Below are 21,688 nucleotides of genomic sequence, written 5' to 3' on the forward strand. Positions count from 1 at the left end.
TGTTGGCGGCGTTGTGACGATCCAAGGCGGGGCTGGTGGGGCCACTAGTGGTGCGGGTGGTGGCGTCCAAATCTTTGCTGGCTCGGCTACCTCCGGTCCAGGCAATGGCGGTAACATCGATATCACTGCCGGGACCGGTGCTGGTGCTGCAGCCGGTGGGACGATAACTTTAACCGGCGGTACCATCAGCAGCTTTAGTGGGGGCAAGATAACAATAAGTGGCGGTAATAACGGTGCAGGGTTTCTGACCCTACAGGGCGGCAATAGTACGGGCGCTGGGCTGCCCAACGGGGGTAACGTCTTAATTCAGGGCGGTACGAACGATGCTGGTCTCGGCACACCGGGTCGTGTCATCGTGCGCCCGCAAGCTAGCAATGATGCCGTATCGATCTTCGTGGTCGAAAACACCAACCAAGCTAACTTAATCAATGTTGATAGTTCAACCACGGCTAACCTGATCTTAAACCCCGATTTTGAGAATACTACCACCGGTTGGGCGCTCAAGGGTAGCGCAACCATTGCCAGGGATACTTCGAATCGGGTTCAGGGCAATTCCTCTTTAGCCATAACTACGACCGCCGCAGCTAATGACGGTGCCAAATACACTGGTTTTCAGTTGGCAGGTTCAACCACCTATACTTTCCACTTCTTTGCCAAACTCTCGACCGGCAGCATGACGACCTTTAAGGCTGGACGCTCTGATAATGGCTCGACGGATACAGATTGTTTAACCGCCCAAACCGTGACAACAACCTGGACGCGCTTTGAGTGCACCTTTACTACCGGTACCGTTTCCGGCACCCGCTATGTTTACGTCAAACAATCCGATGCTGTGGCCAGGACCATTTACATCGATGCCGTTCAGCTGGAGCAATCATCATCAGCTACGTCCTTTAGCCCCGGCGGCGCCTTGCAATTGCTTGGCCTGATCGATTCGCCGGTGCGCATCAAACCGTTGGAAGACAGCTCGCGGGTCTTCAACATCCAAAACTCGGCTGGAGCTAACATCTTTAACGTTGATACCACCAGCTCTATCGTCACTCTGGGCCAAAGTGCCAACAGCAATGCCGTCCAAGTGGGATCGAATAACTCCGGGAGCCTGCTTGTGACACCCAGCGCTAACGCTTCGGCCGGTGTGTCTATTACTGGGACCAGAGGCAAATTGGTGGTTGGCGATGGTACCCTGGATACTGGCGTAGCCCTAACGGTCGAGTTGGGTTCGAGCACCGCCGACGCCCTAGACATTCAAAATTCCTCGAACGTCAACTTCTTAACCGTTAGTAATACTGGAGCGGTCCTATCTAAAAACACTAGTAACTCAGCATCGGCCTTTGTGATCCAGAATTCGACTGGCACACCCCTCTTTACCGCTGACACTAGCGCCATGACTGTGACTGTCGCTGCCCTAACGGTTACTGGCGATATCACCGTCAACGGCCACATCGTTAGTGGTGGGACTGCGCCGACAGCTTCGGCTGGAGCGGCGGCTTGTACTTCGCCCGGTAGTCCTTCAGTTAGCGGCACTGACGTAGCTGGCACCGTTACCATTCAAGTTGGCACCAGCTGTTCCGGGGTGACGCTGCCAGGCACCGTTGTGACAGTCAACTTCCATACCACTTATGGCAGCGCTCCTCGAGTGGTCCTAACCCCGGCCAATACTGCCTCGGCTGCTATCCAGTACTTTAATGGCACAACTGGTGCCACTAGCTTCACAATCGATACTAATACTGCTCCAACTGATAGCGGCACCTACATCTATAACTATCTAGTGATTAAATAACCTCAACCTGATAACAGGAGCACCACCTTTTCTTACAGGAGTCAACAGGTTGACAAGAGGTGAACCATTAGCTTAATCTGGAGATATTAACTAAACAGGGAATAACACTGTGGCAGCATATCAACACACGAACTCGAAAGGTCAGCTGTATTACCTGCACATGCGCGACGTTACCCTAAAGGGTGGCCGCGTGCAGCGGATTTACTTCTTTGCTCGAGCTGAGGGCGAAGGTGCCTGCGAGGATCTACCGGCAGGTTACATGGTTATCGAGAACGCCAGAACCGGTCTGCCGATTCTGAAGAAGTCCGATCGCTAAAAGACAAACGGTATAAGCAAAAAACGCCCCTCGGGGCGTTTTTTGATTTTATTAATGATTTTCTACTAACTTCTCTCCCCAGCCCATTTTTTGTGTAAGCTCTCTCTTCTTACTCCCATTACGACTACTAACCTAGTCGATACAAAAAAATGGGCTGGGGAGTTTATCTTTTGTTTCAAATTGAGCAGATTGCTCAGTCTATATCTCCCCTTACTTAGTCCTTCGCAATCCGCTGCATAGAAAAAGATAATGGTCGTTCGGCCTAAGCAAACTGTCTCCCCAAGGTCTTACTAGATCTTTTAAGATCCAATTAACTAGCCAGTTTGAGAGGCCGAACGACAAAGACGCAGGGCAGGGGGTATGGGAGGAGGAAGAGTTGGAGCGGGAGAATTGAGTTGGTGAAATAGCATCCTTTAAATTACCCAGTTGACCGCCATAGGCCTGACGGGTAATAATAGTATCATCACATCAACCAAAAGAAGGGAAACCAAAGATATGGACGATATGCCCAAGACTGACGACGACGCGGCAACCACTGGTGCTCCAGCTGGCGACGACACTGCTAGCGATGACACTACTACCGCTGCACCTATGGGTGGCGACGACGCTGCTGGCGATGACGCTGGCGACGACGCTGAGAAGCCCGAAGCAGCCTAAGAAGGTTGACGTAAATAAAAAGGCCCTCATCCGTGAAGGTCTTTTTATTATGCCAAAAATATCCATTTATAAGTAAAGACCCCGCCGGCCCCCAGCTCGAATTGTCGGCTGAAGGCTAGCGGGGCTGGTGGGCTAACTAGTCCACGGGACACCGTTCTCGGCCTCCTCGGCGGCAGCTTCGCCGATTCGGTATCCCAATAGGTACTGGGGGTTATCGCCGATTTTCGGGCGGCCGCTGCGACCATCGTCGTTGCCGGCCTCCCAGGCCGTCATTGCGGCGGTGAAATCTGGGTCGTCGACCAAAAACGGGCACTTCGTGTCGTGCGCACCTTTGGTAAAGTGGCACAGTCGGCAACGGTCCATCACGCCTCCTTAGTGGCTATTCACCAACGCGATACCGAAGATGATCCCGATCGAGATCGCGGCGAGCATGAACAAGATGAACTGAGCCAGCGATTTCTTCTCGCTCTCGCCGTCGGACCAGTCGACTCCAAACAAGATCATTGCGCCTCCTAATGAGTCGACTCTGCCGGGACCGGCTCGAGCTTTATCTTGAGCTCCTCGGCCAACTTTCTGGCTCGGCGGGGGTGTTCCTTGGCGTAGACCCGCAGCTCCATAACCGCTTCTTCCAGCAGGAGCCTGTCCAGCTCAGGATCGACTCCCGGTCCGGACTGGAGCGATGCAACGTACTCATTCTGGCAAAGCGTGATGTAGCTGCGGATGCTGGCCTCAGTCTGCCTGAGCGCCCTTGGTCTATAGAGGAGCATTATGACCACCCCTTGAGTGTGTGGGAAGTTGCGGAACTAGATCGAACGCTTCAACGCTTACTCCAATGCGGAGCCGACCTCTGTCATCGGTGCAGCGCCACAGGTAGTTACCCGTGTCTGGATCCTTAACAGCCGATGTTGCCGCACCACCACAGCGCTGCAAAGATGCTGTGGTATCGTGTCGGTCCATGAACGAACACTGCATGAACAGCTTCGAGACCTCGATCAGCGGCAATCCGGTGACTAGGTCGATGCGAAGCTCCCGGCTGAGCCGCTGCGCCCACTCCGGGTTGTTTGCTATCACATCCCGACGTTCGGCCAAGGTTTTTTGGAGATGAAAGCGCTCGAACCCTTCGTCGGCTTCGGGTCGCTGACAATTTGCCACCCGTTCTCTGATTTCAGCTTCGGCGTCCGAGCGCCGGGCGATTTCCAGATCCGTGGCCATCTGCGTCCTTTCGCTAGATTGGTCAGGTGCGTCTTACGAATGTTTATCAAAATATAACAAAACTCATGATAAGTCAATTAATAATTGGCCAAAAAAGCAAGGCGCCCCTCGGACGCCTCGCTCCGGCAGCTGCCGGATTAGCAAGGCGCCCAAAGGGCGGTGGAGGTTTAGAGGGCCTCCTGTCCTCGTTCGGCATTGACCTCGTCGAGTAAGGCGAAGGCATCGGCCCTGACCACATCGTCGTCGATCAGCGCCGTCACGTAGCGCCGGAGGTTCATATAGACAGCACTCTTGACGACTGGAGGCATGCCGTTGCAATAGTCCTCGATGGCCAGCGCGACCATGTTGACAACCCCCATGCCATTGAGCTCACGACCGGCGCTCCTGAGAATGAGCGGGTAGAAACGTTCAACAGCGTGCGGATCGTCCATGACACCGGTGAGCCGCTGCAGCATGTCGTCGCGCTCGGGCAGTCGGATGGTTTTCAGGTCGGTTGGCACTTGGATCTCCTTTTTCGGGTCAGTGCGGTCTAGCACTTCAGCTCGCCTGCCGCGACCTCCAAGAGATTTCCTCAAGAATGAACGCGGCGATCAAACAAATGCACCAGACCAGTGTTATGACCTGGTTTTGAGGCGTCACGGTTCTGGCGGTTGGTGGAAGGTGAGCCATCGTCAGGTAGACGAAGGCTGCTCCCGTCCCCAAAGCGCTGACCAGAACCACCGACAAGTAAAGCACGTGGGTAATGCGATGCTGCATTAGTGCCATCCTTTCGTAGTTGCTCGAGAGTTACCCTCAGTTCTCTGAGCCCATCGATATCATGGCATCACCGATCCAGTACAAGCAACGCCACCACCAGTGGGTGGGTCGAGCGCCCTCGCGCAAGTAAACGGCCTCCGATCCGTTTGAGGGGGAACCATCGCGATTGAGAGCAGGCCCCAGAGTGACGTTGTCAGCGCCGTAGCGCCGGCAAAGTCGATGGATGAATTCGCCGCTCGAGCGCTCGGTGTCGAGTCGAACTATCGGGTAGTTACCCAAGAATTTGAATCCGGGGATGGCCCGAATGGCGTCGATGTCGGGGTGAGCAGGAGGGAGATCGTAATCCATTCTGTGTCCTTCTGTCGAAAGCGCGGACAAGGTGTGAATATTTCAAAGAATGAACAAAATAGTATCATAATTATTGCGGTAAGTCAATTACTTGGTGGACTTGGTCGAATCTCGATGGAACCATATCAAGAGCGAGCTAATCGAGTGGTATCGGGTTCTCAAGGACAGCCCTGGGCTGAGTACTACCAGCTTGGCAGTGAACTCCTAAAATGCGAACGCCCCTGAGCGCTCGCATTCTTAGTGCGAGCACCCAAAGGGCGTGAGGACCAGAGGGTTTTATGCCTCCAGAAGTGCTTCGATCAGTGTGCCTTCCTTGAATTCCCCGTCAGGGTATTCGTAGTGCACGGCGGTGTTCCAGTCTCCGACCACGCTTGCCAAACGGCGTTCGATCAGTCGGAAGTCATCGCCCCAGGTGTTGTCGGGCCACCAATTGGCTTCGACGTGGTAGCAACTGCGGAGGCTGTCCCAACCCACTTCGGGCTGGTAGCTACCGCCTGTCTGGCGGAGGGCTTGGACGACCCGAAGGTCAGGCGTTGTGTGGCCAAAGATGTCGACCACAATGGTGGCTCGGTCTGGGCCGAGGTCGGGAGTTGGGGTGAACTTGCCTTCGATCTTCATCATGGTGATTCGGCTTCCTGTTCGAGAGCAATGATTCAAATGATAGCATAATTAGTTGTATCTGTCAATACTTACGTTAACCTGTAGGTTCAAAATCAAGTTAGGCTCGAGGCAAAGTCATAAAGTTTTACAGGTTAGAAAACTCGTTTTATTTATGGTGGGCCCGGTTGGATTTGAACCAACGACCAATCGGTTATGAGCCGACTGCTCTGACCGCTGAGCTACGGGCCCGCACCCAAACTGTCCTTATGAGTATAACAAAACCAATAGATTGACTTGCCAGGTCAGTCTTGTAACCTTTATGGTAGCTTGACATTCTTTTACGACGCGGAGGCCGGAATGCCTAAACTAGAAATTCTCGGCAATCTGCTCCAACTCATGTTCCTATCTGCTCTTGGTCTAGCGATCTTTGCTATTCCAACTATCGTGGGATTTTCAAGTGGGCATGGGTTTTGGGGTCGAGTCGGAGGCGGGACTATCGGATTTGCGATCGGTGCCTTTCTCCTGGTCGTATACCTGGGCATGCTCGACGAAGCCGAGACCTGGTAGAAATGTTCGAACATCCACACGCCAGAACTAATTCTGGCCCGAACTTGAGGAGTATGTGATGGCCGATAGCAAGAAACAGGCCAAGCGGATTGCTAAAAAGGGCAAGGAGCTGGATTATGAGGCTATGGCCCTCGAAAGCCTCCAGCGCTCGTGGGAGCTCGACGACAAAGAATGCATGGCTCTAGCCCTGGCCGATGCCAATGCTTGGGCCACTTTGCATCTGGCTCGAGTCACCCGGAGAGCCGCCAAACGAGTTCATTAGGCCCACGGAAAGGATTCACGTCCAACCGTGGGTCTTTTTCGTAATTAATATATCAATCTGTATGACGAGCGGCCCGATGCGTAATCGAGCCGCTGAAGCGTTATTTATAAATGTGAGTTATGGGCCAGAGACACCTCCTGGGTTGATTCAGCCAGCCGTGATGGCCGGGTGGCTATCTTTAACCTGAAGCAGTTCTGCTTCCAGGGAGTAGGTTTCGATCGGGCAGTCGTAGCGGAAGATCAACTCGATCGCCTTTGCCTGGCTGAGACGATGCATATTGCTAGTGCCGCACTTGGAGCAACCAAAGCGGTAGCAGCAGGCCTTATTTCCATCGAGAAAGACGACGGTGACGTTCTCGGCAAATTCACTGGTTTGGCCGCACTTTCGGCAGTTGAGTCCGATGATGGTCTTCATCCCACACCTCATTTCAACGAGCGCTTGAGCTTATTATACTCCCGGAGGAGCCACGGTCAAACTTGATTTTCTCGGGTAAATGCTAGCTTTTTGATGTATATATAAATCAGGCAAAGCCCTAAACTGGCGCCGTAAAATAACCAAACGCCCCGAAACCAGCCAGTTTGCAGATTGGAGCCAAGTTTGAGACTGTGGATAAAAATTAGAATCATGGCGGCATCGGTGGCGAGCACGAATACCCACCAATAGGGCTTGGTTTTGAGCCAGCGCCTGAGTTCGTAGGCTAGCAGTATAGCCCAACCCGTCATACCCAAAATAACGGCAGTTTTTAGAGCCTTGCCAACGTATAAAAATTCGCTGCCGGGAGGCAGGCCCAAGCCATCACGCCACAAGGCCCAGCTGAGCAGGCCCGGGTGCAGTAATATTAGGGCCAGAACCACCAAACTGGTCAGATCAAAATAGCGTTTCAGTACCTGGTGATCGAGTTTTAAAACTTGTCGAGCCACACTAGCGACATAGTGCGACCACATCAGGCTAAAGGCCAGCAATCCAAACAGGGGGAACAGGCTGTAAGCGTTGATGGCAGTCAGATCCCAGCGCAAGCCACTGCCCCAGGCCACAAAGGCCAGAATGACTACAGACGCGCTCAGAGTCCAGGCGAAAGCAACGAGTTTCTGGCTTTTGTCTAGGGGCTGCATAACACTAGTATAATGCCCGGAGCAGAATTAAAGCATAAAAGTCTTGACAGGTGTGAATGGGGGAGCATAATTTAGGCATCGACTGGTTCGGTTTGTGATGAGGCAGATCACGCGAAGAGTTCAACTGCCTTAATCAGCATCAGACCGGGCTGGCGTGCAAGGGAGCTGCGAGCTCCGACCAGCAAGCGGCGCGCGAGAAGCGCCATGACGACACCGATGCGCTCGAACCCGAGGCATCAAGGCCCGATGGACGTCTGAAAGGACGGCTAGCCATGAGACGAGAACTTCAGCCCCACGGGGCCTTCATGCGCGAGATCGTCGACCCTCAAGCGACGAGCATCCATCCGCCGTCGACCACCGCCGGCCAGAAGAAGCCCGGCGGCGCCACGTAGGAGGCCCGGCGGGCCAAAACTACGTGGCATCCAGCTCATCCCGACCGGATCGGGGGTGCGCGGTTCGTCCCTGTTCGCGCGCACTCCCCTCCGGGAAACAGCGAGCAAAGCTCTCCGGGTGTGGGGTGGGACTCACGGGCTTACAAGCTTACGGGCCTGACGCCCGCCTCCTACCCCCCCCGGTCGCACCCAAAACCCGTTTGAGACAAAACTCAGGCGGGTTTTCGCTTTTTGTGGGTAAGCATTAAAGGGTTGACAAAAGGGGACAAGAGAGTATAATACTTACATCACTGGTTGGGGTGAGTAATCCAGGAGGTGCTACAACGTCCGTCACGGATTGGAGCTTCTACGCTCAAGCGCCCAAGCGACAAAACCCACGCCAGCGAAACCGATGCGCTCACCCAGGTGGGGCATCAGCGACCGTCGAACGTCTGAAAGGACACCCGTCACCATGACACGAATGCAGACGCCCTTCGGGGCAACCGAGGCCGCAAGGGCCACATTGGTTTCCAAGATGCGCGACGACATCCACCCGACGACGACGCGACCGGCCACCTCGACCGGCTGATCGGCGCCGCGATCGCGCAGTGAGCTAGCCCAGCTCAGTCTCACTGCCAAGTACTCCGGGCCCTCCTCGGAGTAACCAGGGTACGGGTGGGGAGCCACAAACTCCCCACCCGCCCAGGTCCACCCACTCAAACGGTTTTTACCAAACCCACTGAGTGGGTTTTCGATTTATAGGCTAAAATAGGGGTATGCGTAAGTACTTTACCCGCGCCAATCTTGGCATCGTCATCGGTATCCTAGCTAGCCTTTATTTATTAGTAATTCTAGTCGGCGTTATTAAACGTAACCACGACTTGCAGACCCAGATAAATGGTTTGAATACCCAAATTACTAAACTTAATGACGAAAAAGACCAGCTCAGCTACCAGATTCAGTATTATCAAACCGATGCTTTTAAAGAAAAGCAGGCTCGAGCCAAGTTGGGGCTGGCTAGCCCAGGGGAGAGCGTAATTATTTTGCCCAGAACCGACCAATCAGCCAGCGACCAAACAACACAAGCGGCTACTCAAAAGCCAAAATCACACATTGCCCAGTGGTTTGATTTCTTGTTTGGGTCCTAAACGCTACAGGTTGACAGCCAAACACTAATCTGTTAGATTGTTATTTACGCCGCGGGGTGGAGCAGTCTGGTAGCTCGTTGGGCTCATAACCCAAAGGTCGTTGGTTCAAATCCAACCCCCGCTACCAAGTGAAATCAACATTCCAACTTTCGTGACCCTCCACCGGTGGGTCACTTCAGTTTCCATGTGCTTTCACTTTTAGCTCGCGCAAACAGTCTGGTGACTTGGTTTGCACTCGCTTAATAGTTCCTAATTGGGCATTTTTGTTTTAACTTGCTTAAACCAGGGTTTACGCTTATGCTAAGCCAATGGATGCAAAATTGATCAGCAATGTCCGCCGCATGGTAATGATGCTAGTGGTGATGTTTGTGGCCGGTATGGCTCTAAACGTCCTCGGCGGTGCAGACAGCGACGTTGCCGGTTTCAAAAAAGTTGCGGTAATTGCGGTTGGGCTTATCCACGTGATTGTGGGCATTGGACTGGTTCTCGTTTCGATCCAGCTCTTTCGTGCCTCCGCCAAAATCAACGACAGCTATATTAAGGCCAAGCTCAAATACGGCATGTACGACATCATGTTTGCCTTTGGCTTCGGCATCCTGACAGTGGCCGTCACCAAATTGACCGATCTGTTCTCGTTCTTAATGGCCCTAAGTTTTCTGGCCGGTTTTATTACCTACGGTTCGCTTTATCTGAAACTTGGCACTAAAGAGCCCAACTAGTCTAGACCAACAGTTTAATACATCGTATAATTACTCGGCTAATCCCGCATTGGAAACCAGGCGCCAGCCGTTTACAATGCGGTAAGGAGCAGCGATGTGAAGGCTAGAGCTGTGCGAGAAATCGTCGCAGCGTCAGCCGGAAGTGCCGCTGCGACGCGGCTGCGTAGCTCAGTGGTAGAGCAGAGGACTCATAAGCCTTTGGTCGTAGGTTCAAATCCTACCGCAGCCACCAACAAATGCCGACTGCGAAAGTAGTCGGCATTTGTTGTCTATGATAGTTGGATTTGAACCGTGCGGCGACGGCCGAGGTTCAAAGACTATAACGACGAACACGCACAGAAGCTGGCTTCGAGCATGTGAGGAAGTTATACAAAGTACCGCAGCCACCAACAAACGCTGATCATCCAAGTGTTCGGCGTTTGTTATTTGATGATTGGATTTGAACCGACCCAAGTAGGTTCAGCTAGCTCGCCAACCTATATTCAAGCTTCGCTTAGTAATAAAAGGCGAGCAGGTGGCGAAGCCACCATCCTACCGCAGCCACCAAAGAATGGTCCCAACGATGTTAGGGCCATTCTTTATATTTACTGTTTTGAATTGACTGTTCTTAAGTTTTATGCTACAGTTGCTTTAATTCGCAAGAAGTTCCTTCACTAGTGCTCAGGAGGCATAAGTGATTTTGACAGACGAAATCGCAGCCAGATACGTCGGCGGCCAGATTGAGGTTCATAACCAAATAAAGGCCCGCCTCTATCGAGGCGAGATCGGCACTATCGCCGTAGAAGGTGAGGGCAGTTACGCCACGCTCAGCGTCAGACTCAACTGGATGGCCAAGGGCGAGGGCTTCCCGCCATTTCCCGCCCGTTGGGTGCCCGACGACCACACTACGTACGGCGCGAGCCTGATGACCTACTCCGTCTCCGACATCGGCGACGGATGCCTCGCACTCAACTCCGCCATCGTGGGGGAGATCGTGGTCTTGTTCCCGCCGGATGGCAGCAAGCTCGATCAGTCCAAGGTCGAGGGCCTGAACGCAGACGAGGTGCAAGAGCGCCGCATCCGCAACGCCGCCCTGGACTTGCTCTACAAGGACCGTGATCTCGACGACACGAAGTTCACGCCCCCGGGTGTCATAGGCCACGGTATTGCTCGGTGATTTCAGCTTTCTCAATACGCCCTTTGGGTGCTTCGCAGATGCGACGCACCCGAGGGGTTTTCTAATAACCGAAACGCAGCCACCAAATGCATTTATATTGCTACAATATAAGTATGAAGTCGGCACTTGCGGTCAAACTTCCCACCACCGGGCGCTACATTGTAGCCGTCTCGGGTGGACTTGATTCGGTAGCGTTATTACACTTATTAGTTAGTCAACCGGAAAGTGATCTGCAACTTCGGGTGGCACATGTAAATCATGGCCTAAGATCAACGGCCGAGCGCGATGAGCGCTTGGTGCGCGATCTAGCTCGCTTATATGGCTTGCCGATTGATGTCGCTCACTTAGAGCTGGGCCAAGCCAGCGAAGCCGAAGCTCGGAGCAAACGATACGACTTTTTGTTTGAGCAGGCCAAAAAGTATCGTGCTAAAGCCATTATTACCGCGCATCACGGCGATGATCAGATCGAAACCAGCTTGTTGAACACTTTACGGGGCAGCGGCCGAATAGGGCAGGCCGCCAGCCTGAATCGCGCTCGAGTCCTAAGACCTCTGATTGATTTATCCAAAAGTGAGCTGAGAGACTATGCCAAAAGTCGCGGTTTGGTTTGGCACGAAGACGAAACTAATCAAGACCGAGCCATCACTCGGAACTTCTTGCGTCATGAAATGCTAGCCGAACTGGATCAAGATCTGAGTCGCCAGCACACTCAACTATTGGCTGAACACGCCAAGTTAAACGCTCAGATTGATCAAAGACTGGCCAAACTGTATTACCAATTTAGAGTTCCTGCTGGCGTTGATCTGCCGCGGGCCTGGCTGGCGGCTCAATCCTGGGCCGAACTAGAGGCTTTCATTCACTTTGTATTGATCAAGCTGGCACCGGAGCGCGAATTTACTCGGCGACAAATCCAGTCTTTGGTCCAATTGGCGAAAATCGCGCCGGCTGGCAGTCAATTCCACGCCTCTGCGTCATTGATGCTACAGATCAGGTATGATACAGTTGCAATTGTCTTAGGTAGTGAGGCGGCCGCCCCGGTTTTGGCAGTCAGTCTAGCACCTGAGACCTCACAAGTATTCGGCCGTTTTCGCTTGAGTTTTGGGACGCAGCGAGCTCCCGACCAGTCATCAATCGATCTGCCACTAGGGCTCTACCGTGTCCGCAGTTATCAACCGGGAGATTGGATTAAACAGGCGACTGGCCGGCGTAAATTGCACGATATCTTCATCGATAAAAAAGTGCCTCGCGGTGAACGGTTAAGATGGCCCATTATTACGGATAGCGGCGGCCAAATCCTGTGGCTCCCCAAATTGGCCGTTGATCACCAAATCAGACCGAATGCAAATGCCGCCTACAATCTAATTGCCGAGGAAGTATGAAGAAAAACGCCCGCAAATTTTGGTTTTTAATGGTTGCACTCCTGGCAGTGGCGGTCTTGCTGGTAGTTTCAGTTTCGCCAGTTAAAACCGAAAATGTCTCGCTGTCTCAGGTTATTGATGAGGCCAACTCTGGCAAAGTCGACAAAATCGAAGTCGACGGCGATAAGCTGACTGTAGTTCTAAAAGATGCTGCCGCTCCCAAGCAGGTGGCTTATAAAGAAGATTCGGCCAACCTGACCGATTACGGCATTGATTATCACAAAGTCACAATCGACACCAAAAATCCGACTACCAGCGGCGGCCGGATTCTCGACCTGGCTGTAACCATACTGCCAGTGCTCTTAATCATTGGCTTTTTCTACTTCATGATGCGCCAAGCTCAAGGTTCCAGCAATCAGGCCATGAGCTTCGGTAAAAGTAAGGCCAGATTGTTTGGTAACGAAAAGACTAAGGTCTCGTTCAAAGACGTGGCTGGATCTGAGGAGGCCAAACAGGAATTAAGTGAAGTTGTTGAATTCTTGAAATACCCAGGTAAATTTGAGGCTTTGGGGGCCAAAATCCCCAAGGGCGTCCTGCTGTTTGGCCCGCCCGGAACCGGTAAAACTTTGCTGGCTCGAGCTGTAGCCGGTGAAGCTGGCGTACCATTCTTTAGCATATCTGGTTCCGAATTTGTCGAAATGTTCGTGGGTGTTGGCGCCAGCCGTGTCCGTGACCTCTTTATGAAGGCCAAAAAGAATGCCCCTTGCATCATCTTTATCGACGAAATTGACGCTGTTGGGCGCCAGCGCGGTACCGGCATGGGCGGCGGTCACGACGAGCGCGAGCAAACCCTGAATCAAATTTTGGTCGAGATGGACGGCTTCGAACAAGGCACCAATGTGATTGTAATGGCCGCCACCAACCGGCCCGACGTTCTGGATCCAGCCCTACTTCGACCCGGGCGCTTCGATCGCCGGGTCACGCTGGATGCGCCAGATTTGAAGAACCGCGAAGAAATCTTGGCCGTCCATTCGGTTGGCAAACCGTTCGAGAAAGAGGTCAACATGAATCAGATTGCCAAAAAGACTCCGGGTTTTTCAGGAGCTGATTTATCCAACGTCATGAATGAGGCCGCCATTTTGGCCGCCCGCCATAATCAAAAGAAAGTTACCCAAGCCGACCTCAATGCCGCGGTCGAGAAAGTCATGCTGGGACCAGAGCGGCGGGGCAAAGTTATGAGTGCTAGAGAAAAAGAAATCACCGCCTATCACGAGGCCGGGCATGCCATTGTGTCGCACGTTTTGCCGAATTGTCACCCGGTGCACAAGATTTCGATCGTCTCGCGGGGTCACGCCGGCGGCTTCACCTGGAGTTTGCCCGATGAAGAAAAGTCACTTAACAGTGTGGCCGATTTCAAGGATGATTTGGCCATGATGTTGGGCGGACGTATGGCCGAAAAAGTTATTTTTGACGAGGTCACCACCGGGGCCTCCAACGATCTCCAAAACGCCACCAATTTGGCTAGAAGGATGGTGATGGATTACGGCATGAGTACCAAATTAAAGAACCGTGTCTTTGGCACTCATACTGATGCCATTTTCTTAGGTCGCGAGTTGGGCGAAGGCAAGAATTACTCCGAAGAAGTTGCTAAGGTGATCGATGACGAAGTGGCACTGCTGATCGATGAGGCGGCTGCCCGCGCCGAAGAGGTTATCAAAACCCATCGCCCTGATATGGATAAAATTGCGGCCAGGTTGCTAGTGGAAGAAACCATCGAAGGCGAACAGTTCGAAGATCTAGTTGGGCCAAAGAAACGGGTTGAAGTCGAAAGTGTTTTACCAAAAGAAGATAAGTCGGCCAAAGGTGAGGCTGGGCAAGCGGCTGTCGGCGAGCCAGCCGGGGCTTAACTTCCAGCTGGGCAATACAGTAGATTGCGAGTCAGAGGTAGTGGGAGCCAAGTCGCTCGGCTACTGATATAATTACCAGAGCATGAAGCAACTGATTAGTAAGTTCAATCGCCGCAATAGCTTCAGTGGGGCAGCCACCCTGATCGGCTTTTTTTATTTGGCCAGCCGTTTTTTAGGTTTGGTCCGCGACCGATTGCTGGCTTCCCACTTTGGTATTGGCGCCATGCCCGACGCCTATGCCGCCGCCTTTCGTATACCTGACCTAATTTTTACCTTGATGGTCTCAGGTGCCTTTGCCGTGGCTTTCATCCCAATTTTTACCGAATTTTGGGTCAAAAAAGAACGCGAGCAGGCTTGGCATTTAACCAACTCGCTGCTTAATATTTTAGCTGTTGCCACTATTGTGATTTGTGCCTTAATTTTCATTTTCGTTGGTCCAATCTCTTCGGCCATTGCCCCGGGGTTTGACCCATATCGGCACCAGGTCCTGGTTAATCTGACCCGAATTATGCTCTGGACCCCAGTCTTCTTCGCCATCTCCAGTGTTATGGGCTCTGTCCAACAATCCTTTAACCGTTTCCTGTTTTTTGCCATTTCAGGCATTTTTTATAATCTGGGAATAATTTTCGGTATTATTTTCTTAAGTGAACGCTTCTCGATTTACGGCGTAGCTATCGGTGTCGTGATCGGGGCAGCCAGCCAAGCCTTAATTCAGATTTTGGGTATGTTCGGCCTAGGCTACCGCTATCATTGGCGTTTTCGCCTGCGCGATCTTGGTGTGGTCCGCGTCATTCGCCTGATGATTCCTAGAGCTTTGGATCAAGGCATCGATCAGATCAATTACACCGTCCAGACCATCATCGGTTCACAATTGGCCACTGGCTCTCTGACAGCTTTTTACTATGCCAACAACCTTCGGAATGTGCCGCTAGTTATTTTCGGAACCTCGATTGCAACGGCGGCTTTCCCAGATTTAGCAGCCCGGGCCGCCCGCAACGACATCAAAGGTCTAGTCGACAAGCTTGATGAAAACACCCGCTTGATCCTGTTCTTTGTAGTTCCAGCCGCGGCTGTCGCCATTCTGTTGCGTGGCTATATCGTGCGCTTGCTGTTCGGATTTGGTAACCAAACTACGGCCAATACCTTGGGCTGGTTTGCTGCCACCATTATTTTTCAATCGCTGTTTTTCCTGGTGGCTAGGTTTTATTACGCCCTTCAAGACACCAAGACTCCGCTTTATCTGAGTATTTTCACGATTGGCCTAAACATTGTTTTGAGTCTGATATTATCCCCGCACTATGGTGTGGTTGGTTTGGCCATGGCTCAATCGATCGTATCGGCTCTAGAAACCACCGTTCTCTACCTCTTACTAATGCGCAAATTACCCACAATTGGTCTGGGCCGAATCATGAATGGCGCCCTAAAAATCGGCGTGGCCAGTCTGATTATGGGCAGTTTAATTTATTTGTCGCTGAATTATTTGCTGCCGCTCAATGTGGGCGACCGTGGCCTATTTGTAGTGGCGCCTAAATTCTTGGCTCTATTGGCCATCGGTACGGTTGGCTACTTGCTGCCTTGTTATCTAATGCGACTGGAAGAAGCCCATGCCTTCACTAGTCGTTTCTTTAATTACTTGCGTCCGACCAACCAAATTGTGAATTAGACTGGTATACCTAGGTATCTGTGTGCAAACCTAACAGCCATCACAAAATAAGGCTATAATTAGGCGCATGTCGCAAACCCCTCTTACCAAAATCCGTAACTTTTGCATTATTGCTCACATTGATCACGGCAAATCAACTCTGGCCGATCGCCTGCTGGAACTAACCGGCACAGTTGAGGCGCGCCAAATGCAAGAGCAGCTGCTGGACTCAATGGAGCTCGAACGCGAAAAGGGGATTACCATCAAACTCCAGCCGGTTCAAATGAGTTGGCGGGATCAAATCCTGAACCTGATCGATACTCCCGGTCATGTTGATTTTAGCTATGAAGTTTCGCGCTCACTAGCAGCATGCGAGGGGGCCGTTTTGGTGGTTGATGCGGCCCAAGGGATCCAAGCCCAAACCCTGGCCAATGTCTATTTGGCCATTGAGGCTGGGCTTACTATTATCCCAGTTATTAACAAAATCGACTTGCCGGCGGCCGAACCGGATCGTGTGGCAGGGGAGTTGTCCAAACTACTGGGGATTGAACCGGACTCAGTTTTGAGAGTATCGGCCAAGCAGGGGACGGGTGTGGAGGCTTTGCTCGATCGAATCGTGGCTGAAGTGCCGCCACCCAAAGGGGAGATCGATCAACCGCTCAGAGCACTGATCTTCGATTCACTTTATGACCCCTATCGCGGCGTGGTGCTATATTTACGGGTGGTCGATGGCAGTCTTGATGCCAATACTTCAATTAGCCTGATGGGCTCTAAACAAGCCGGTTCAGCAATCGATGTGGGTATCTTTAAACCTCAACAAACCCCCGTAGCCAACTTGGGCACCGGCCAAATTGGTTACGCCGTAACCAATTTTCGTTCTGTTAGCGAGGCCAGAGTCGGGGACACTATGACCACGGCCTCTACCCCAGCCACCGATCCCCTACCTGGATATCGTCAGATCAAACCCTTCGTTTACGCTGGCATTTTTGCGAGTTCGCAAGAACAATATCCGGCCTTAAGAGACGCTTTAACTAAACTGCAACTCAACGACGCGGCGCTAAGTTTTACGCCCGAAAACTCGCAGATTCTAGGCTTTGGTTTTCGGGTTGGTTTTTTGGGGCTACTGCATTTGGAAATTGTGACCGAACGCTTGGAGCGCGAATACGGCCTAGAAATCGTGGCCACAAATCCCTCAACCGACTACCAAATCTTACTTAAAACTGGCAGCAAAAATACGGTTCGATCAGCCGCCGAATTACCCGATCCGTCGCAGATCGAAGCGATCCAAGAGCCTTGGATTAAGGGTGAAATTGTCGTGCCGGAAACCTACGTTGGTGGCATCATCGGTTTAATTAATCAGATCCGCGGGCACCAAACCAATTTGAACTATCTCGATCAAAGTCTGGCCGTAATCGATTTCGAAGCGCCGTTAGCCAACGTCTTAACCGATTTCTACGATTCGCTCAAAAGCCTGACCAGTGGCTATGGCTCCTTTAGTTATGAATTGTCTGATTATCGGATTGAAGATTTGGTCCGCTTAGATATTTTGGTTGGCGGCCAATTGGTTGATAGCTTGAGTGGTATCGTTCACCGCGATGAGTCTTATCGGATTGGTAAAGCCATGGTCGATAAGCTCAAAGAAGTCATTCCCCGCCAGCTCTTCGAAGTCAGCTTGCAGGCCGCCATCGGTGGTAAAATCATTGCTCGCGAAGACATCAAAGCTTTGGGTAAAAACGTCACTGCTAAACTTTATGGCGGCGACGTCACCCGCAAAAATAAACTCTTAGACAAACAAAAGGCTGGCAAGAAAAAGATGAAACGCATTGGTAAAGTCGATATTCCGGCCGAGGCCTTTATGGTGCTGGTCAAGCGGGGCTAGGACAATCGCTGTAAAATGGCTGATTCATCTATATCTGCCCGCCCAAGTTCCCTGGCCTGATCGGCAGATTTTTTGATTAGAAAATCGGTATCGTGCCATTCAAGCACGCTGCTACTTTCGGGATCATTGCTATCACGCAGACCGGCATCAAGTTTAATCAATTGGCAACGAAAATAGAGAGTAGTTTTTTCGATTTCGCGACCGTTTTCGCTAAATTTGGCAACGATCGGGCCTAGATATTCTGCAATATTAACTTCCGCACCCATTTCTTCCAAGCAACCACGTTGGACTGCGGCCTCGAGCGCTTCATTTGGTTCCACGGTTTCGCGCATTAATAAATACAGATCGTGGAAGACGGGGCCAAAATGTTTAGTTTCGAGGTGATGGTGACAGAGCACCTGGCCTTTGTCATTAACTATTATGGCGCCAACTGAAAGATGATGGTGGTTTTCGGCACTGTGTCGGTAAATATTTGTCATAATAGCCGCAGCTTATCCTGTGCGATGATAATTTCACCCTGGAAAAGTTTGCGGGCGCTGTCAGTAATAACCTCATCAGTTTCTGCCCCGTCATACAAGTGCGAGAACACCAGTTTTTTAACCCCAGCCTTAGCGGCTATTTGGGCGCCCTCTTGCGGTGCCATATGGCCTGGCACCAAGCCCTTTTCGGCGTATTGCTTGGTTGAGAATGAGGCTTCGATAATGGCAATATCGGCGTTCGTGGCCAATTCAACCAGGTTCTCGCTCAGACCAGAATCGCCTGAATACATAACAACTTGACCCTCAGCCTCTAACCTTACTGCGATGGCCTTCATAAACTGCTCCATGTGCGGCACCAACTTGGTCATCACTTTAACGCCGCTCAAATCAAATTCGTCGTCACCATGTTCGTGGACACTCAGCGGATAGGTGATGGCTCGATCGGGGTAAAACAGCTGCATTAAGGTATCAAAGTCGGCTTTTAAACCAGGGTAGCCGTGGATTTCAAAGGGGGCTTTACGTTCTGGGATTAGACCGCGCAGGCCGGCTTGGTGAACGGAAATCAAATTAGATATAAGATCTCCAATGTGATCTGGGTGCCGGTGGCTGATGATTAAAAAATCAATATCTGCCAACGTCAGTCCGAGTTCTTTTAGACGTAGCGAACTATGGATACCAATATCGAGTAGGAGTTTTTTATCGTCTGTCTCAACGAGATATGACGAGCCATATCGGTTGGGCGTTACCAAATTGGTGCCGGTACCTACGGCCGTTACCTTCATTTGGCGAGGGCCTCAAAGTCCTCTAGAATCTGCATGGCGTGTTGGTCTGGTTTGACTTTCTCGTAAGTTTTTACGATTTCGCCCTTGGGATTTATCAAATAAGTGTTGCGCAAAGTGCCTTCGAATTCGCGACCCATAAACTTCTTGAGACCCCAAGATTTGTAGGCTTTGATGGTCGTAAGCTCTGGGTCAGCTAGCAGGGTAAAGTTGAGCTGATACTTATCCACGAACTTTTTGTGGCTAGCGACTGTATCTTTACTAACGCCTGCGACTTCCAGCCCGGCCTCGACTAAAGCCTGTCGGCCATCACGAAAACTGCAAGCTTCTTTGGTGCACCCCGGTGTGTCATCCTTGGGGTAAAAATATAATACTAGCCACTTACCGCGGTAGTCGGCTAGAGAATGGTTTTTGCCGTCTTGGTCAGGTAGATTGAAATCGGGCGCTTTCATGAATCTATTATATTCGATGTTCTAGAATTGAGATAACGCGAAGCGAAAGACATCCGTCTGAACTATTTCGAAACCCATCTTCAGATAAAGTTGTGCGGCCTCCGGACGGGCTTTTGAGTTGCAGGTCAGCTCAATATAATCCGCCGATTCCGACTTGGCAAAATCCACTGCGGCTTGAACTAGTGCCATGGCTGCACCTTGGCCGCGATTATTAGAATCAACCACAACGTCATCAATAAACGCTCGTTTTCTAACCGGGTGGCGCCAAACATGGACAGTGGTTGTACCGATATAGTTTCCATCTTTTGCCATGGCCATGAATAGTGCAGTATGTTCCTCGGCAATTATTTGTCGCAACTCCTCTTGGCCCAAGTGCGGAAAGATAGCTGTTTTAGGAGCGGAGTTGGTGAGCTGTTTGCACAGGGACTGCATGGCAAGAGTCAGCCTCTCATTAACCTCATCGGCTTTGATGATCCGTTTTATTTCCATCCCACGCATTATAGCTTAACCTACCTACTTGCCTAAGCCTATCAGGAACGGTAGCATAAGGATAATATTAGGGGCGAAAAGTGGCAAACAAACCGACTAAATTCATTTTTGTGACAGGTGGTGTACTTTCCGGTTTGGGAAAGGGTATAACTGCCGCCTCAATCGGTAACATTCTCAAAGCCCGCGGTTTGAGCGTCAACATTCAGAAGTGCGATCCTTATCTAAATGTTGATGCCGGCACCTTAAACCCGCGCGAACATGGCGAGTGTTTTGTGACACATGATGGAGCTGAAACTGATTTGGATCTTGGCCACTACGAACGTTTTTTGGACCAGGAACTTAATCAGGCCAGTTCGCTAATGGCTGGACGAGTCCTTTTGCGGGTCATTCAGGACGAACGGGCGGGCAAATACGAGGGCGATGACGTTCAGATAATCCCCCATTTGACAGCAGCCATCCAGCGCTACATCCGCGAAGCTGGCGAGGGCTTTGATGTTCACATTGTCGAAATCGGCGGCACGGTTGGCGACTATGAAAGTTTAAGTTTTATTGAAGCGATTCGTGAACTTGGCATTGTGGTTGGCCAAGCCAACAGCCTTTACGTGCACGTAGTCTACCTGCCCTTCCTCGGCGCCAGCCAAGAAACCAAGACCAAGCCAGCCCAAAATTCAGTCCGAGAGTTGCGCGGTCTGGGCATTGCTCCGGATATCTTAGTCGCTCGCAGCGAAAAAACAGCTGCCAATGGCGCTAAACGTAAACTTAGCCTCTACAGCGGTGTGCCAGAGGACGCTATTGCCTTATTACCTAACGCATCATCGATCTATGAGGTCCCATTAACGCTCGAAGATACCGGTATTGCCAAAGTCATATGCCGACGCCTGGGGCTCGAGGTCAAAAAACCGAACTTGGACGCTTGGCGGGACGTGGTTGACCGGACTAAATCAGCTAAAAAGCAGCTTCTAAATGTTGGGGTTGTGGCAAAGTATATGGATAATCAGGACACCTATATGTCAGTTTTTGAGGCTTTGCGCTCAGCCGCCTACGCCGGTGATTTCGACATTCACATCAAATGGATTGATGCTGAGAAATTGGAAAAATCTCGAGACGTTGGCAAAGTCTTAGGCGGCGTCCAAGGTCTAGTTGTACCAGGAGGTTTTGGCGTCAGGGGGCTCGAGGGCAAAATTAAGGCTGCTCAATACGCCCTGACACACGATCTGCCCTACTTAGGGCTTTGCCTAGGACTCCAGATGGGCATTGTGGCGGCAGCTCGCAACGGGGGACTGGCTCTAGCGACGTCAAAAGAACTTGATCCGCACAGTCCCGATCTGGTTATCAGTACAATGTCGGATCAGGAAGGCAAAGAAAATACTGGTGGCACTATGCGGCTGGGGAACTACCCTTGCGTACTAACAAAAGGGACCAAGTCAGCCAAACTTTACGGAGTGGGTATGGTCGAGGAGCGCCATCGCCACCGTTATGAATGTAATAATGACTACCGGGATCAATATGAGTCCTGGGGAATTCGCGTAGCTGGAACTTCACCTGACGGAAAATTGGTCGAGATGATTGAGGCTAACAATCACCCTTTTTTTGTAGCCAGTCAGTTTCACCCCGAATTTAAATCCCGCCCTGGTCGTCCCCACCCATTATTTAAAGGCTTTATTGAAAGTTTGAAGTAATTACGCTCTTTTAGCACTCT

At 51.5% G+C, this 21,688-nt stretch carries 28 protein-coding genes and 3 tRNA genes; 15 read left to right on the forward strand and 16 right to left on the reverse strand.

Annotated features, from left to right (window positions below):
• From VLE72_02760 to VLE72_02770, 3 genes are all read left to right on the forward strand, one after another.
• The coding region (locus VLE72_02760; protein ID HSX14808.1) for a carbohydrate binding domain-containing protein at positions 1-1,780 on the forward strand (1,780 nt) is incomplete at its 5' end.
• Between the two features lie 160 nt (positions 1,781-1,940).
• The gene (locus VLE72_02765; protein ID HSX14809.1) at positions 1,941-2,096 is read left to right on the forward strand and encodes a hypothetical protein; all 156 of its coding nucleotides are present in this window, start codon (positions 1,941-1,943) and stop codon (positions 2,094-2,096) included.
• Positions 2,097-2,522: 426 nt separating this feature from the next.
• A complete protein-coding gene (locus VLE72_02770) occupies positions 2,523-2,753 on the forward strand; it encodes a hypothetical protein (GenBank protein HSX14810.1) in 231 nt (76 codons plus the stop codon).
• Between the two features lie 132 nt (positions 2,754-2,885).
• Here the strand turns inward: VLE72_02770 and VLE72_02775 are convergent, their stop codons facing one another.
• The 9 genes from VLE72_02775 to VLE72_02815 form a co-directional block, all read right to left on the reverse strand.
• Positions 2,886-3,119 (reverse strand): hypothetical protein, encoded by a 234-nt coding sequence (locus VLE72_02775; GenBank protein ID HSX14811.1) that lies wholly within the window; start codon positions 3,117-3,119, stop codon positions 2,886-2,888.
• A gap of 6 nt (positions 3,120-3,125) precedes the next feature.
• On the reverse strand, positions 3,126-3,257 hold the full coding sequence (locus VLE72_02780) for a hypothetical protein (GenBank protein HSX14812.1): 132 nt from the start codon (positions 3,255-3,257) through the stop codon (positions 3,126-3,128).
• Between the two features lie 8 nt (positions 3,258-3,265).
• Positions 3,266-3,520: a hypothetical protein gene (locus tag VLE72_02785; protein HSX14813.1), complete on the reverse strand. Its 255-nt coding sequence runs from the start codon at positions 3,518-3,520 to the stop codon at positions 3,266-3,268.
• Positions 3,507-3,965, reverse strand: a complete 459-nt coding sequence (locus VLE72_02790) for a hypothetical protein (protein ID HSX14814.1) — start codon at positions 3,963-3,965, stop codon at positions 3,507-3,509. Before VLE72_02790 ends, VLE72_02785 begins: the two co-directional genes overlap by 14 nt.
• A gap of 167 nt (positions 3,966-4,132) precedes the next feature.
• A complete protein-coding gene (locus VLE72_02795; GenBank protein ID HSX14815.1) occupies positions 4,133-4,465 on the reverse strand; it encodes a hypothetical protein in 333 nt (110 codons plus the stop codon).
• 37 nt (positions 4,466-4,502) lie between these two features.
• Complete coding sequence (locus tag VLE72_02800; GenBank protein HSX14816.1) at positions 4,503-4,721, reverse strand: hypothetical protein; 219 nt, start codon at positions 4,719-4,721, stop codon at positions 4,503-4,505.
• 36 nt (positions 4,722-4,757) lie between these two features.
• Entirely contained in the window at positions 4,758-5,069 is a 312-nt protein-coding gene (locus tag VLE72_02805; protein ID HSX14817.1) for a hypothetical protein, read from the reverse strand.
• Between the two features lie 276 nt (positions 5,070-5,345).
• Complete coding sequence (locus tag VLE72_02810) at positions 5,346-5,690, reverse strand: hypothetical protein (GenBank protein HSX14818.1); 345 nt, start codon at positions 5,688-5,690, stop codon at positions 5,346-5,348.
• 152 nt (positions 5,691-5,842) lie between these two features.
• Positions 5,843-5,918: transfer RNA gene (locus tag VLE72_02815), tRNA-Ile, on the reverse strand.
• A gap of 108 nt (positions 5,919-6,026) precedes the next feature.
• Between VLE72_02815 and VLE72_02820 the strand changes: the two genes are divergently transcribed.
• Positions 6,027-6,236, forward strand: a complete 210-nt coding sequence (locus VLE72_02820; protein HSX14819.1) for a hypothetical protein — start codon at positions 6,027-6,029, stop codon at positions 6,234-6,236.
• Positions 6,237-6,294: 58 nt separating this feature from the next.
• Positions 6,295-6,498 carry a hypothetical protein gene (locus tag VLE72_02825; GenBank protein HSX14820.1) on the forward strand — a complete coding sequence of 68 codons (204 nt, stop codon included), beginning with the start codon at positions 6,295-6,297 and terminating at the stop codon, positions 6,496-6,498.
• 147 nt (positions 6,499-6,645) lie between these two features.
• Here the strand turns inward: VLE72_02825 and VLE72_02830 are convergent, their stop codons facing one another.
• The 3 genes from VLE72_02830 to VLE72_02840 form a co-directional block, all read right to left on the reverse strand.
• Positions 6,646-6,912, reverse strand: a complete 267-nt coding sequence (locus VLE72_02830; protein ID HSX14821.1) for a hypothetical protein — start codon at positions 6,910-6,912, stop codon at positions 6,646-6,648.
• 56 nt (positions 6,913-6,968) lie between these two features.
• Positions 6,969-7,610, reverse strand: a complete 642-nt coding sequence (locus tag VLE72_02835) for a hypothetical protein (GenBank protein ID HSX14822.1) — start codon at positions 7,608-7,610, stop codon at positions 6,969-6,971.
• 722 nt (positions 7,611-8,332) lie between these two features.
• Entirely contained in the window at positions 8,333-8,701 is a 369-nt protein-coding gene (locus VLE72_02840) for a hypothetical protein (protein ID HSX14823.1), read from the reverse strand.
• 56 nt (positions 8,702-8,757) lie between these two features.
• Here VLE72_02840 and VLE72_02845 point away from each other — a divergent pair, with 56 nt between their 5' ends.
• The 9 genes from VLE72_02845 to lepA all read left to right on the forward strand — a co-directional run bounded on the left by VLE72_02845 (position 8,758) and on the right by lepA (position 17,790).
• The gene (locus VLE72_02845; protein HSX14824.1) at positions 8,758-9,129 is read left to right on the forward strand and encodes a septum formation initiator family protein; all 372 of its coding nucleotides are present in this window, start codon (positions 8,758-8,760) and stop codon (positions 9,127-9,129) included.
• Positions 9,130-9,179: 50 nt separating this feature from the next.
• Positions 9,180-9,256 (forward strand) — tRNA-Met (locus VLE72_02850).
• Between the two features lie 181 nt (positions 9,257-9,437).
• On the forward strand, positions 9,438-9,848 hold the full coding sequence (locus tag VLE72_02855) for a hypothetical protein (protein HSX14825.1): 411 nt from the start codon (positions 9,438-9,440) through the stop codon (positions 9,846-9,848).
• Between the two features lie 157 nt (positions 9,849-10,005).
• Positions 10,006-10,080 (forward strand) — tRNA-Met (locus tag VLE72_02860).
• Positions 10,081-10,521: 441 nt separating this feature from the next.
• Positions 10,522-11,004 (forward strand): hypothetical protein, encoded by a 483-nt coding sequence (locus VLE72_02865; GenBank protein HSX14826.1) that lies wholly within the window; start codon positions 10,522-10,524, stop codon positions 11,002-11,004.
• A 113-nt stretch (positions 11,005-11,117) separates the two neighbouring features.
• Entirely contained in the window at positions 11,118-12,383 is a 1,266-nt protein-coding gene (tilS, locus tag VLE72_02870) for a tRNA lysidine(34) synthetase TilS (GenBank protein HSX14827.1), read from the forward strand.
• On the forward strand, positions 12,380-14,269 hold the full coding sequence (gene ftsH / locus VLE72_02875) for an ATP-dependent zinc metalloprotease FtsH (GenBank protein ID HSX14828.1): 1,890 nt from the start codon (positions 12,380-12,382) through the stop codon (positions 14,267-14,269). Before tilS ends, ftsH begins: the two co-directional genes overlap by 4 nt.
• A gap of 82 nt (positions 14,270-14,351) precedes the next feature.
• Positions 14,352-15,932 (forward strand): murein biosynthesis integral membrane protein MurJ, encoded by a 1,581-nt coding sequence (gene murJ / locus VLE72_02880; GenBank protein ID HSX14829.1) that lies wholly within the window; start codon positions 14,352-14,354, stop codon positions 15,930-15,932.
• A gap of 67 nt (positions 15,933-15,999) precedes the next feature.
• Positions 16,000-17,790, forward strand: coding sequence for a translation elongation factor 4 (lepA, locus tag VLE72_02885; protein ID HSX14830.1), 1,791 nt, complete (start codon positions 16,000-16,002; stop codon positions 17,788-17,790).
• On the opposite strand, the gene VLE72_02890 is transcribed toward lepA, so the two are convergent.
• From VLE72_02890 to VLE72_02905, 4 genes are read right to left on the reverse strand one after another with little or no spacing between them, the layout of a single operon-like run.
• The gene (locus VLE72_02890) at positions 17,787-18,269 is read right to left on the reverse strand and encodes an NUDIX hydrolase (GenBank protein ID HSX14831.1); all 483 of its coding nucleotides are present in this window, start codon (positions 18,267-18,269) and stop codon (positions 17,787-17,789) included. The two genes, lepA and VLE72_02890, sit on opposite strands and share 4 nt — an antisense overlap.
• Positions 18,266-19,051, reverse strand: a complete 786-nt coding sequence (locus VLE72_02895) for an MBL fold metallo-hydrolase (protein HSX14832.1) — start codon at positions 19,049-19,051, stop codon at positions 18,266-18,268. Before VLE72_02895 ends, VLE72_02890 begins: the two co-directional genes overlap by 4 nt.
• Entirely contained in the window at positions 19,048-19,500 is a 453-nt protein-coding gene (bcp, locus tag VLE72_02900) for a thioredoxin-dependent thiol peroxidase (protein HSX14833.1), read from the reverse strand. Before bcp ends, VLE72_02895 begins: the two co-directional genes overlap by 4 nt.
• A gap of 21 nt (positions 19,501-19,521) precedes the next feature.
• Positions 19,522-19,989, reverse strand: coding sequence for a GNAT family N-acetyltransferase (locus tag VLE72_02905; GenBank protein ID HSX14834.1), 468 nt, complete (start codon positions 19,987-19,989; stop codon positions 19,522-19,524).
• An 80-nt stretch (positions 19,990-20,069) separates the two neighbouring features.
• Between VLE72_02905 and VLE72_02910 the strand changes: the two genes are divergently transcribed.
• Positions 20,070-21,668 carry a CTP synthase gene (locus VLE72_02910; protein HSX14835.1) on the forward strand — a complete coding sequence of 533 codons (1,599 nt, stop codon included), beginning with the start codon at positions 20,070-20,072 and terminating at the stop codon, positions 21,666-21,668.
• Positions 21,669-21,688: the final 20 nt, after the last annotated feature.

The sequence above is a fragment of the Candidatus Saccharimonadales bacterium genome (assembly GCA_035480635.1).
GTDB lineage: Bacteria > Patescibacteriota > Saccharimonadia > UBA4664 > DATIHN01 > DATIHN01.

Coding starts and splice junctions, on each gene's coding strand:
- VLE72_02765 (HSX14809.1), top strand. CDS start 1,941: ATGCGCGACGTTACCCTAAAGGGTGGCCGCGTGCAGCGGATTTACTTC.
- VLE72_02780 (HSX14812.1), bottom strand. CDS start 3,257: ATGATCTTGTTTGGAGTCGACTGGTCCGACGGCGAGAGCGAGAAGAAA.
- VLE72_02785 (HSX14813.1), bottom strand. CDS start 3,520: ATGCTCCTCTATAGACCAAGGGCGCTCAGGCAGACTGAGGCCAGCATC.
- VLE72_02790 (HSX14814.1), bottom strand. CDS start 3,965: ATGGCCACGGATCTGGAAATCGCCCGGCGCTCGGACGCCGAAGCTGAA.
- VLE72_02800 (HSX14816.1), bottom strand. CDS start 4,721: ATGCAGCATCGCATTACCCACGTGCTTTACTTGTCGGTGGTTCTGGTC.
- VLE72_02805 (HSX14817.1), bottom strand. CDS start 5,069: ATGGATTACGATCTCCCTCCTGCTCACCCCGACATCGACGCCATTCGG.
- VLE72_02810 (HSX14818.1), bottom strand. CDS start 5,690: ATGATGAAGATCGAAGGCAAGTTCACCCCAACTCCCGACCTCGGCCCA.
- VLE72_02820 (HSX14819.1), top strand. CDS start 6,027: ATGCCTAAACTAGAAATTCTCGGCAATCTGCTCCAACTCATGTTCCTA.
- VLE72_02825 (HSX14820.1), top strand. CDS start 6,295: ATGGCCGATAGCAAGAAACAGGCCAAGCGGATTGCTAAAAAGGGCAAG.
- VLE72_02830 (HSX14821.1), bottom strand. CDS start 6,912: ATGAAGACCATCATCGGACTCAACTGCCGAAAGTGCGGCCAAACCAGT.
- VLE72_02835 (HSX14822.1), bottom strand. CDS start 7,610: ATGCAGCCCCTAGACAAAAGCCAGAAACTCGTTGCTTTCGCCTGGACT.
- VLE72_02845 (HSX14824.1), top strand. CDS start 8,758: ATGCGTAAGTACTTTACCCGCGCCAATCTTGGCATCGTCATCGGTATC.
- VLE72_02855 (HSX14825.1), top strand. CDS start 9,438: ATGGATGCAAAATTGATCAGCAATGTCCGCCGCATGGTAATGATGCTA.
- tilS (HSX14827.1), top strand. CDS start 11,118: ATGAAGTCGGCACTTGCGGTCAAACTTCCCACCACCGGGCGCTACATT.
- ftsH (HSX14828.1), top strand. CDS start 12,380: ATGAAGAAAAACGCCCGCAAATTTTGGTTTTTAATGGTTGCACTCCTG.
- murJ (HSX14829.1), top strand. CDS start 14,352: ATGAAGCAACTGATTAGTAAGTTCAATCGCCGCAATAGCTTCAGTGGG.
- lepA (HSX14830.1), top strand. CDS start 16,000: ATGTCGCAAACCCCTCTTACCAAAATCCGTAACTTTTGCATTATTGCT.
- VLE72_02890 (HSX14831.1), bottom strand. CDS start 18,269: ATGACAAATATTTACCGACACAGTGCCGAAAACCACCATCATCTTTCA.
- VLE72_02895 (HSX14832.1), bottom strand. CDS start 19,051: ATGAAGGTAACGGCCGTAGGTACCGGCACCAATTTGGTAACGCCCAAC.
- bcp (HSX14833.1), bottom strand. CDS start 19,500: ATGAAAGCGCCCGATTTCAATCTACCTGACCAAGACGGCAAAAACCAT.
- VLE72_02905 (HSX14834.1), bottom strand. CDS start 19,989: ATGGAAATAAAACGGATCATCAAAGCCGATGAGGTTAATGAGAGGCTG.